We start from the raw sequence: 11,590 nt of genomic DNA on the forward strand, positions 1-11,590 counted from the left end.
GTAGTAAAAATAAAATTTTTTTCTAAATTTTTTTATCTGCAAATCTAAAATAAATCAAACTAAATGTAAGTATCACAATAACAGCAAATAAGATATACACCGGATAGAAAGACAACAGCTCATTTCCGAATAAAACGGCCATGATGATAGAGCTTACAGAACTTCCCAATGACGAAAAAATAACAATAAGTGAGGTGAAAAGATTTGCTTTGGATTTATCTATCCGGGCTATCATTTTCGAATTAACGACAGGGTATAGCGGCGAGAGAAATAATCCTATTACCGGGAATAAATATAAAAGAGCCCCCGAATCTTCAGAGTCAAAAAACTGTATTCCGATGATGGCCATCAGTACAGCTATAATAAGCGATATACAGAAAATATAATATTTTGAAAGTGAAAACCGGTGAATGATGTTTGCGGTAATCGTTCTTCCTAAATAAGAAAATAATGCTAAAAACGAGGAAGCCTGCAGCGCAAAAAAAGAGTTCACTTTCAAATGTTTCTTATAAAAAGAAGGCAGCCAGGAATTAAAGCTCTGTTCAAGGAACACGATAGAAAAAATAACCGCTAAAAATATGATTAGCAATGGATTAAATATTTCCGAAAGATCTTTTATGATATCATCTTTCCTTATTCTTTCCGGCTCTGCGACAGGAAGCTTTAAAAATAAAAAGATAGTAATGGCACAAAGCAGGGAAACCGACAAAAACCCGAATTTCCAGAATTCTGAATATTGGCTTGAAATAAGCCACCCAAAACCTGTATTCACCACAAAAATCCCTATCATAAAAGAAGCTTCCACGCTGTTCATGGTTTTAGCGAGCGCCTTTTCTTCAGAAATATTGTTCCTGATAATCCCGAAAACACATATTTTACCGATCGCAAAACAAGCGCCAATGATTGCAAACCATAATCTGTAAAACCAGAATACTTCTACAAATGGCAAAATAAGTGAACAAATCCCAACAATTGTTAACGCAATAATAAGTGATTTTTTTGTCCCGAACCGGCTTATAAAATTCACTGCAAAAAGTGAAATAAATGCAATCGGAAGATCTTTGAAAGATTCCAGAAAACCAAGTTTCTCATAAGTGACTTTTGCCTCTGAAAGCTGAAGGATAACGATGCCCATACAATTCAGCACCATCGAAAAAATGAGAAAAGTAAGTCGCAGCGGAAGTGAAATTTTTGAAAGTTGGCTTGTCATTTTGGGTGCGGTTATCATTAAAATTTTATCAAAATTCAGCTTTTTAAGGAAAGAATTTATGCCTTTAAACCCCCAAAAATAAACGAAAAATTAAAATAATTATTAATAAAATGTTAAATAAAAGAAAAAAAATATATTTTTATTGTCTCAATTTGAGAATTAAAAACTAACTGTATATGAATGTAAGAATATCTAGAAGTTTGGGAATGGTTGCAGTGCTTTATTTTACTGCCAATTTCAATGCCCAGAACACACAGAATGACACCCTCCAGAAAGAGCAAAAAATTGAGGAGGTAGTAATGATCGGTTACGGTACTCAGAAAAAGAGCAACGTTACCGGTGCAATCTCAAGTATCAAGGCAAGTGATATTGAAGCTATCCCGGCCGGAAAACCTGAGCAGGTGCTTCAGGGCAGAGCTGCTGGGGTTAATGTAATCTCCAACTCCGGCCAGCCTGGTGCTTCTGCAACAGTTCGGGTGAGAGGAATTACCAGCTATAACTCTAATAACGATCCTTTATGGGTGGTGGATGGTATTGTTGTAGATGGAATCGGATGGCTTAACCAAAGTGATATTGAAAGTATTGAAGTGCTAAAAGACGGTGCTTCTTCTGCAATTTATGGTGTATCCGCAGCAAGAGGAGTAATTTTAGTAACAACCAAAAAAGGTAAGAAAGGCAGGCTTAACTTATCATACAACGGTTTTTTTGGGGTTAGTAATGCTTCAAGGAAATTAGACCTTTTAAATGCTACTCAATATGCGACTGTTATTAACGAAGGTTTTGCGAATGACGGCAGTCCTGTAAGATTTCAAAACCCTGCTTCTTTCGGAGCTGGTACAGATTGGCAGGATATTATATTCAGTTCGGCAGAAAGACAGAATCATGAAGTAAGTGTACAGGGAGGAAATGAAAAATCAACATTTTACGGATCTTTCGGTTACTATGACCAGTCAGGTATTGTCATGAGAGACATTTCTTACTATAAAAGGCTTACCGCGAGGATAAATTCTACACACAAGGTTACTGACTGGTTGACACTAGGACAAACTTTTGCTTATACCAATCAAAAAAATCAGGGAATCAATGCTAATGGTGAATTTGGAGGACCTTTAAGTTCGGCTGTAAATTTAGATCCTATTACACAGGCTGTTGTTACAGATATGTCAACCGTAAATTCTGCATTGTATTCAAACCCAAATATCGTAAGAGATCCGAATGGAAATCCTTATGGTATTTCTCCATATGTCAATCAGGAAATGTCGAATCCGCTTGCATTTAAATATACTCAGCTTGGAAATCGTAACTGGTCTGATGATTTTATCGGAAACGTATATGCAGATATTAAATTCTTAGATAATTTCACTTTTAAATCTTCATTAAACGGCAAAAAGGCATACTGGGGAAGCCAGAATTTTACGCCATTATTCTATCTAAATCCAAACTACAGCAATTTGGCTAACAATAGCTTGAACAGAACTACACAGACCAAATTTGAGTGGAGCATGGAAAATACATTAACCTTTCAGAAAAAGTTTGGCGATCATAATGTTAATGTAATGGCAGGAACTGGGTATTATGATTATAACATAGGGTACGGACAGTCTGTAACCTATACAAATTTACCTGTAAATAATTATTACGACGCTTCTTTCAACTTTTATGCGCCTACAGAAAACCGAACTGTAGATGCCTGGGATAATGTTGAGTGGAATAAAGCATCTTATTTCGGACGTGCTATCTATGATTATAAAAACAAGTATTTGTTTACAGGAACATTAAGATATGACGGTTCATCTGTTTTCGGTGCTAATAAGCATTGGGGATTATTTCCTTCATTCTCTTTAGGTTGGAATTTGGATAAAGAAAATTTCTGGCCGAAAAACGATATCGTAAATACAGTGAAATTAAGAGGAGGGTATGGAACACTAGGAAATGACGGTATCGGAACCTTTAATTTTGCAAGCTTTTACGTTGCAGGAGCCAATTATACCAATGGTAACGGAACCGTAATGCCTGGTTATTTGCCAAACGGTCTTGCTAACCCTGATCTTAAGTGGGAAACTACTACACAGACCAATATTGCGGTAGACATGAAACTCTTAAGAGATTTTACGCTGACTGTGGATTTGTACAATAAAAAAACGAAAGACATCCTTCGTAATGTTCAGATTCCTGGATATGTGGGTGTAACTGGTAATGCCATTGCCAATGCAGGTGATATGGAAAATAAAGGGATTGAAGTAGAATTAGGGTATAAGAAAAGCTGGAATGATTTCACATTATCATTTAATGGTAATGTAGCTTATAACCAAAATAAAGTCCTTTCACTTATCAGAGGACAGGAATATGAGGACAGAGCAAGTTTCCAGTCGATGGGGCCTATCCAGAGAATTGTTCCGGGAGAGTCATATAACAGTTTCTATGGATTCCAGACATTGGGCGTTTTCCAGAATCAGGCACAAATCAATTCTTATGTAAACGCTAATGGGCAAATGTACCAGTCTAATGCAAAGCCGGGAGATTTCATTTGGGCAGATGCTAACGGCGATGGTGTAATTTCAGATCTTGATAAAGTAAATCTGGGAAATTCTATTCCTAAATTTAATTTCGGTGCTACCCTTAATCTTAGCTATAAAAACTGGGATTTGATGGTGTTCGGACAAGGAGCTGCCGGACACAAAGTATTTCAGGGCTTAAGAAGGCTGGATATTCTGGATGCCAACTACCAAACCAGAATTCTAGACCGATGGACAGGAGAAGGTTCTACAAACGAAAACCCTAGACTTACAAGAAATGACCCAAATAAAAACTATTCAAGACTTTCAGACTGGTATTTACAAAAAGGTGATTATTTCAGAATTAAATTAGTGACATTAGGATATACATTACCACAGAATATCGCCGAAAATATCGGAGCCAGCAAATTGCGTTTCTTCATTACGGGTGAAAACATTTTCACATTTACAAAATATACAGGATATGATCCTGAAATTGCAGCCGGAGACGCATTTGGTATAGACAGGGCATTTTATCCACAGGCAAGAACATTCATGTTTGGTGCTAACATAACTTTCTAAAAAAAATATAATGAAAAATAGATTTCTAAAAATAAGTTTTGCAGCAATTTTCCTATTAAGTATGCCTGCAATTACAACATCTTGTAATGATGATACATTAGAAGAAAAAGAAAATAAAGGAGCATTTGAAAATTTCTTCAGAAACGAGCAGGAATGTTTTTTTGCTCTGGTAGGAACATATGATCCGCTAAGGAAATATGCTGGAGGTTTCGAAAATATGGTAACATTTTTTAATGCCGCATCTGATGATTTTTATGCAGGAGGAGGAAGTGCAACCGACGGAGCCGGAATCCAGGGAGTCTCAAACTGGCAGATCAACCAGACAACAATGCCTGTTAGCTACTGGAGAGATTATTACCAGGGAGTTGCAAGAGCCAATGAATTAATTGCAAGAGTTCCGAGTGCAGATATGAGCGATAACATCAAGAAACGTTTTATTGCAGAAGGAAAAACCTTGAGAGCGATCTACTATTTTGATCTTCTAAGAATGTTTAAAAACATTCCGCTTATTCTAAAAACATTTGTTGTTACTGATGATTTTTACAATGTTCCTCAGGCTACGCCGGCAGCAGTGTATGCACAGATAGAAAAAGACCTTAATGAAGCTATTGCCGATTTGCCAATGACAGTAAGTGGTGATCAGAGAGGAAGGCTTACACAAGGAGCTGCAAGAGCTTTGCTGGGGAAAGTTTACCTTTATCAAAATAAAATGCCGGAAGCGGCCGCACAATTGGCAGAGGTAAACGGAACTCCGGGAGGAACAAGCCAATATGGTTATCAATTGGTTTCAGATTACAACAGCTTATGGATTACAGACAATAAATTCACTACGGAAGCTGTATTTGAAGTAACCCACACCAATAAAGCAAATTCAGACTGGAGCTTTTGGGGGCAGGGCAGAGATGAAGGAAACTCAATATGTATTATGACTGCTCCGAGATCTTACAACAGAAAGTCTACCGACGCACCTGATGTAGTAGGAGGCTGGGCATTCAATACCATCACTCCGGATCTTTTCAACTTCATGCAGAATGATCCTCGTGTAAATGCAACCATTTTAAATATGGCGAGCCTAAAACAACAGAATAAGGCAGATTATTCTCCGGCATTTATGGATACAGGATATTTCCTTAACAAATACATGCCTACAAGAGATGAAGTTACAACCTTGCCAGGAGCTTCAGAACTTAACTACAGGCAAAATTATATCCTTATCAGGCTTGCAGATACTTACCTTATGGAAGCAGAAGCGCTTAATGGTACCGGAGCCAGAGCTCAGGCTTTATTAAATGCTGTGAGAGCAAGAGTTGGTTTGGCACCTGTTCCTGTTACTTTACAAGCTGTAAAAGATGAAAGAAGAAGAGAACTTGCCGGTGAAGGCCATAGGTTTTTCGACCTGGTAAGATGGGGAGAGGCAGCATCCAAATTAGCATCAAAAGGCTTTGTTGCCAATAAAAATGAAATCATGCCTATTCCTTACACTGAGCTTACGGGCACTATTCTTAAGCAAAACCCAGGATACTAAACTTAAAATTTAAAATATGATAACTAAATATATCAATAAAGGAATTGCATTAAGCGCTGCAATTTTTATGCTTGGAAGCTGTACGCCGGATAATGTTGAAGGAAACGGACTGGAGCAGGGTGCTTTAGATGCATCTTTTAAAGTAACCAAAACAGCAGAAAATCGTTATTTATTAAAAAGAAATTACAATAACTACCTAAACTCCAGATGGAATATAGATGACGACGGCTACAATAACGGAAAAGGAGAAGAAAATATTTTTCTGCCGGATGCCGGAACGTATGTCATTCAGCATCAGGCTGTAGGCATTGGCGGAGTAGTGGGAGGAACTGCCAGTGAAACGGTTGTAGTGCCAACATCAGATCCCATTTCAGGAAATATGATTCAGGGAGGAAGATTTGATACTCCGGATGAAATTGCAAAATGGAACATCCATAAAATCAGTGCTTCGGGAGCCCAATGGGTTTTTGCTAATGGCAAAGCTACAATTGTTGCATCGGGAGGCAATCAGCAGGCAATCTATCAGGCAGTAAATGTTGTTGCAGGACAAAAATATTCCATTGATATGGTAGCATCATCAGATACAGCCCTTGTCGATACCTGGTTTGAAGTATATGTCTTAAACAGCATTCCGGCAACCGGACAGGATGTAGGAGGAAGCGTATACAGAAATCTCAATACTTGGGACGGTTGCGGAAAAAGCCAGTTCAAAGGAAAAGTTTCGGCAGTAGGCTGTAACAGTTCTAAAAATGGAGGTATATATACCGCAACAACTACAGGAACTGTATATCTGGTGATTAAATGCGGAGGAACCACTGTTAATAGTTTAAGCATTGACAAAGTAGAATTCCGAAGAACACAATAAACCTTCAATAATTTGATATGAACTCACAATATTCATATAGTTTCTTATTCAGAAGTGCTGCACTTTGCGGTGTAGCGCTTCTTTCTTTTTTAAACTGCAGCAGCACATCTTCGGATCTTGCGAATAATAACGACAACTCCGGTAACAACGGAGGCGGAAGCACGTCCGGAGATCCGGTACAGGTTTGGCTTACTAAAGGAGACCAGTCTGTAAAATTACAGCAGCAGAATACCGCTTATTTTTCTGGGAATCAGAATTCAGGAACAACCATTGAAGTTGATGCTTCAAAGCTATTCCAGACGGTTGACGGATTTGGGTATACCTTAACCGGAGGAAGTGTACAGGTAATCAATCAGCTGAATGCTGCTAAAAAACAGGAACTCTTAAACGATTTGTTCAGCAGCTCCGGAATCGGAGTGAGCTATTTAAGAATCAGCATCGGTGCTTCCGATCTTAACAGTGAAGTTTTTTCCTATGATGATATGCCGGCAGGACAGACAGATCCTACGTTGTCACAATTCAGCCTTACCAAAGATCAGGCAGTTATCCAAATGTTAAAAGACATTCTGGTTATTAATCCGAATATTAAAATACTGGCTACACCGTGGTCGCCGCCGGTTTGGATGAAAGACAACGGAAGCAGCATCGGAGGAAGCTTAAAACCTGAATTTTACGGCGTTTATGCGCAATATTTCGTGAAATACATTCAGGCCATGCAGGCGCAGGGAATCAGAATTGATGCCATAACTCCTCAGAACGAGCCTCTGCATCCCGGAAATAATCCGAGTATGTATATGAGTGCAGGAGATCAGGCAGCTTTTATTAAAAATAATTTGGGCCCGGCTTTCCAGGCTGCAAATATTACAACCAAGATCATTGCTTACGACCATAATTGTGATAATCCTGCCTATCCTCTGGCAATATTAAGTGATGCAGCAGCAAATCCGTATGTTGACGGATCTGCGTTCCATTTATATGCCGGAGATATTTCAGCATTGGGATCTGTTCACAATTTATTCCCTAATAAAAATGTCTATTTTACAGAACAGTGGACAAGTTCTACGGGAAATTTCGGCGGAGATTTGGATTGGCACACAAAAAACATTATTATTGGATCGATGAGAAACTGGAGCAGAACAGCTTTGGAATGGAATGTAGCCAATGATGCATCGTTCGGGCCTCATACACCTGGAGGTTGCACGCAATGTAAAGGCGCGGTTACCATTACCGGAGCTGCAGGATATGAAAAAAATGTGGCCTATTATATTATTGCGCATGCTTCAAAATTCGTTACGGCAAACTCTCAGAGAATTGAATCTACACAAGCGGATAACCTTTCAACAGTAGCTTTCAAAACTCCCGCAGGAAAAACGGTATTAATTGTTCAGAACGGCAATTCAACGGATAAAGCATTTAATATTAAATATAATCAAAAGACGGCTCCTGTTACCATTTCAGGAAGCTCAACGGCGACGTATATTTTTTAAGTTTAATATGATTATCTGAATTTGGTGAAGGATAAAAAAAATATTCTTTGTTAAGTTGAATGCTTTTACGAAATTTAAAAAATTAATTGAAAAAATTCTTAGTTTAAACAAGAAAAGCAAGCAATAGATAATCAAAAATAAATTATAAATGAAAAGAGTTTATTTCCTATTGGCAATGACAGCCTTTGGAATCAATGCATTCGGACAAAAGACAATCGATCAGAAAGTTTCTGAACTGTTGTCTAAAATGACGTTGGAAGAAAAAGTAGGGCAGCTGGTTCAGTACAGTGGTTTTGAATATGCAACGGGACCTCAGAATTCCAATTCTGCAAATGTCTTAAACGAAATAAAACAGGGAAAAGTCGGTTCCATGCTCAATGTAGCCGGAGCCGGAGAAACCAGGAAATTCCAGGAATTGGCTTTACAGTCAAGATTAAGAATTCCTTTGTTGTTCGGGCAGGACGTGATCCACGGATACCGAACAACATTTCCCGTGAATTTAGGTCAGGCAGCAAGCTGGGATTTAGCATTAATTGAAAAATCGGAAAGAATTGCAGCAACTGAAGCATCTGCTTACGGCATCCACTGGACTTTTGCACCGATGGTAGACATTGCTAGAGATCCGAGATGGGGAAGGGTAATGGAAGGTTCCGGAGAAGATACGTATTTGGGAACGCAGATCGCACTGGCAAGAATCCGCGGTTTCCAGGGAAAAGGACTCGGAAATCTGGATGCGATCATGGCCTGTGCAAAACATTTTGCAGCGTACGGAGCAGCAGTGGGCGGAAGGGATTATAATTCGGTTGATATGAGCCTGAGACAGCTTAATGAAAACTATTTGCCTCCGTTTAAAGCGGCTGCAGAAGCCGGTGTTGCCACATTTATGAACTCTTTTAATGACATTAACGGAATTCCTGCTACGGCAAACAAGTATATTTTAAGAGATTTATTAAAAGGAACATGGAATTTTAAAGGTTTTGTGGTTTCAGATTGGGGAAGTATTGGCGAAATGGTTCCTCACGGGTATGCAAAAGACAATAAAGAAGCTGCGGAAAAAGCCATTCTTGCAGGAAGCGATATGGATATGGAAAGCCGTGCTTACATGGCGGAACTTCCAAAACTGGTTCAGGAAGGAAAAGTGGATCCGAAGCTGATTGATGATGCGGCAAAAAGAATTTTGGTTAAAAAATTCGAGATGGGATTATTTGATGATCCTTACCGTTTCAGCAGTGAAAAAAGACAGAAAGAGCAGACCAACAATCAGGAAAACAGGAAATTCGGAAGAGAATTCGGTTCAAAAAGCATTGTTTTGCTGAAAAATGAAAAGAATATTCTTCCGCTTTCAAGATCAACAAAAACGGTTGCTTTAATCGGACCTTTCGGAAAAGAAACTTCTGCCAATCACGGATTCTGGTCGGTTGCTTTTAAAGATGATAATCAAAGAATTGTAACACAATTTGACGGAATTAAAAATCAATTAGATAAAAATTCGACTTTACTGTATGCAAAAGGCGCGAATGTTGATGATCAGGACAGATCCATGTTTGCAGAAGCGGTTGAAACAGCTAAAAAAGCAGATGTTGTGATTATGACCTTAGGTGAAGGCCATGCGATGAGCGGTGAAGCTAAAAGCCGAAGCAATATCCATTTTTCCGGGGTTCAGGAAGAGCTTTTAAAGGAGGTGGCCAAAACAGGAAAACCGATTGTTTTAATGATCAATGCAGGAAGGCCTTTGGTGTTCGATTGGGCTGCAGACAATATTCCGACAATCTTATACACTTGGTGGCTCGGAACGGAAGCAGGAAATTCAATTGCAGACGTACTGTTCGGAACGGTAAATCCGGGAGGAAAACTTCCGATGACTTTCCCAAGAACAGAAGGGCAGATTCCGGTGTATTACAATCACTACAATACCGGAAGACCGGCTAAAAACAATACCGACAGAAATTATGTTTCGGCATACATTGATTTGGATAATGATCCTAAATTCCCGTTCGGATATGGTTTGAGCTATACTCAGTTTAAATATGCTGATATGAATTTAAGCTCAACAAATCTTAAAGGAAATCAGACTTTAAAAATTAGTGTAAACATTACCAACAGCGGAAATTACGATGGAGAAGAAGTGGTTCAGCTCTATATCAGAGATTTGTTTGGAAAAGTGGTACGGCCTGTAAAAGAACTGAAAGGGTTCCAGAAAGTTTTCATTAAAAAAGGGGAAAGCAAAACAGTAAGCTTTACCCTGACTCCGGAAGATCTTAAATTTTATGATGATGAATTGAGTTTCGACTGGGAAGGCGGCGAATTTGATATTATGGTAGGAACAAATTCACGGGATGTTCAGACGAAAAGAATTAATTGGTTAAAATAATAATAGTTTACTTACTAAGAGCGGGATAAAACCCGCTTTTGGCGGTAGAAGACTACACGTTTTAGAAAATCCATTCTATGAAAAAATCATTTCAATATATATTTAATTTCCTTATCGGAGGAATGCTTGCTGTTTCTCTGGTAAATTGTACGGCTAACAAATATCCCGGTAAAAAGCTGGTCTGGTCGGATGAATTTAATTATAAAGGTTTGCCGGATTCCACCAAGTGGAATTATGATGTCGGAGGGCATGGTTTCGGAAACGAAGAATCTCAGTTTTATACCAAAAACCGACTGGAAAATGCAAGGGTGGAAAAAGGAAATCTCATCATCGAAGCTAAAAAAGAAAACTGGGAAGAAAGCAAATATACTTCTGCAAGACTTCTTACAAAAGGTAAATTCTCATTTGAATACGGAACTGTAGAAGTAAGGGCCAAACTTCCGAAAGGCAGAGGAACCTGGCCCGCAATCTGGATGATGAGCGAAAAGATGAAAACCTGGCCGGATGACGGCGAACTGGATATCATGGAGCATGTTGGCTATAATCAGGGATTTATCCATGCATCGGCACATACCAAAAATTACAATCATAAGATCAATACTCAGAAAACAGATACGATATTTATAAAAGATGCCAGCGAAAAATTTCATGTTTATAAAGCCAACTGGACTCCTGAAAAGATTGAAGTGTCTGTTGATAATACAAAGTTTTTCACCTACGAAAATAAAGAAAAAACATACGGCGCATGGCCATTCGACCAGCCTTATTTCCTGATCCTGAATGTTGCGGTAGGAGGATTTTGGGGCGGTTTAAAAGGTATTGATGATACTGTTTTCCCACAAAAATTTGAAATCGATTACGTAAGAGTGTATCAGGATAAATAATTTTTAAGTGAAAGGTTCCCATCTCTGGATCGAAGGAAGGACGCAAAACACAATGCTCCGGCACATTCAATAAAAGACGGTATTTTTTAAAACTCTTCATATTAACATTATTTTAAAGTTTCGGCGGAGCCTTTGGCTCCGCCGAAACAGCTTTTTGAAAAAAAAAAATAC

The 11,590-nt window shown here is 38.6% G+C and carries 7 protein-coding genes; 6 read left to right on the forward strand and 1 reads right to left on the reverse strand.

Going from position 1 to position 11,590, the window contains the following annotated elements; all coding sequences use genetic code 11:
• Positions 1-22: 22 nt before the first annotated feature.
• A complete protein-coding gene (locus SOP96_RS05490) occupies positions 23-1,210 on the reverse strand; it encodes an MFS transporter (protein ID WP_326320041.1) in 1,188 nt (395 codons plus the stop codon).
• A gap of 176 nt (positions 1,211-1,386) precedes the next feature.
• Here SOP96_RS05490 and SOP96_RS05495 point away from each other — a divergent pair, with 176 nt between their 5' ends.
• The 6 genes from SOP96_RS05495 (at position 1,387) to SOP96_RS05520 (ending at position 11,419) form a co-directional block, all read left to right on the forward strand.
• Complete coding sequence (locus SOP96_RS05495; RefSeq protein ID WP_326320042.1) at positions 1,387-4,287, forward strand: SusC/RagA family TonB-linked outer membrane protein; 2,901 nt, start codon at positions 1,387-1,389, stop codon at positions 4,285-4,287.
• Positions 4,288-4,297: 10 nt separating this feature from the next.
• Positions 4,298-5,812, forward strand: a complete 1,515-nt coding sequence (locus SOP96_RS05500; protein WP_326320043.1) for a RagB/SusD family nutrient uptake outer membrane protein — start codon at positions 4,298-4,300, stop codon at positions 5,810-5,812.
• Positions 5,813-5,828: 16 nt separating this feature from the next.
• Positions 5,829-6,677, forward strand: a complete 849-nt coding sequence (locus SOP96_RS05505) for a hypothetical protein (RefSeq protein WP_326320044.1) — start codon at positions 5,829-5,831, stop codon at positions 6,675-6,677.
• A 17-nt stretch (positions 6,678-6,694) separates the two neighbouring features.
• A complete protein-coding gene (locus tag SOP96_RS05510; protein ID WP_326320045.1) occupies positions 6,695-8,164 on the forward strand; it encodes a glycoside hydrolase family 30 protein in 1,470 nt (489 codons plus the stop codon).
• Between the two features lie 148 nt (positions 8,165-8,312).
• Positions 8,313-10,535: a beta-glucosidase BglX gene (gene bglX / locus SOP96_RS05515; protein ID WP_326320046.1), complete on the forward strand. Its 2,223-nt coding sequence runs from the start codon at positions 8,313-8,315 to the stop codon at positions 10,533-10,535.
• Positions 10,536-10,612: 77 nt separating this feature from the next.
• Positions 10,613-11,419: a glycoside hydrolase family 16 protein gene (locus tag SOP96_RS05520; protein WP_326320047.1), complete on the forward strand. Its 807-nt coding sequence runs from the start codon at positions 10,613-10,615 to the stop codon at positions 11,417-11,419.
• Positions 11,420-11,590 lie beyond the last annotated feature (171 nt).

Source organism: Chryseobacterium salviniae (assembly GCF_035819015.1).
Lineage (GTDB): Bacteria > Bacteroidota > Bacteroidia > Flavobacteriales > Weeksellaceae > Chryseobacterium > Chryseobacterium salviniae.

Excerpts from the sequence above, each read along its gene's own strand:
- bglX (WP_326320046.1), top strand. The coding sequence starts at position 8,313 with ATGAAAAGAGTTTATTTCCTATTGGCAATGACAGCCTTTGGAATCAAT.
- SOP96_RS05500 (WP_326320043.1), top strand. The coding sequence starts at position 4,298 with ATGAAAAATAGATTTCTAAAAATAAGTTTTGCAGCAATTTTCCTATTA.
- SOP96_RS05520 (WP_326320047.1), top strand. The coding sequence starts at position 10,613 with ATGAAAAAATCATTTCAATATATATTTAATTTCCTTATCGGAGGAATG.
- SOP96_RS05510 (WP_326320045.1), top strand. The coding sequence starts at position 6,695 with ATGAACTCACAATATTCATATAGTTTCTTATTCAGAAGTGCTGCACTT.
- SOP96_RS05505 (WP_326320044.1), top strand. The coding sequence starts at position 5,829 with ATGATAACTAAATATATCAATAAAGGAATTGCATTAAGCGCTGCAATT.
- SOP96_RS05495 (WP_326320042.1), top strand. The coding sequence starts at position 1,387 with ATGAATGTAAGAATATCTAGAAGTTTGGGAATGGTTGCAGTGCTTTAT.
- SOP96_RS05490 (WP_326320041.1), bottom strand. The coding sequence starts at position 1,210 with ATGACAAGCCAACTTTCAAAAATTTCACTTCCGCTGCGACTTACTTTT.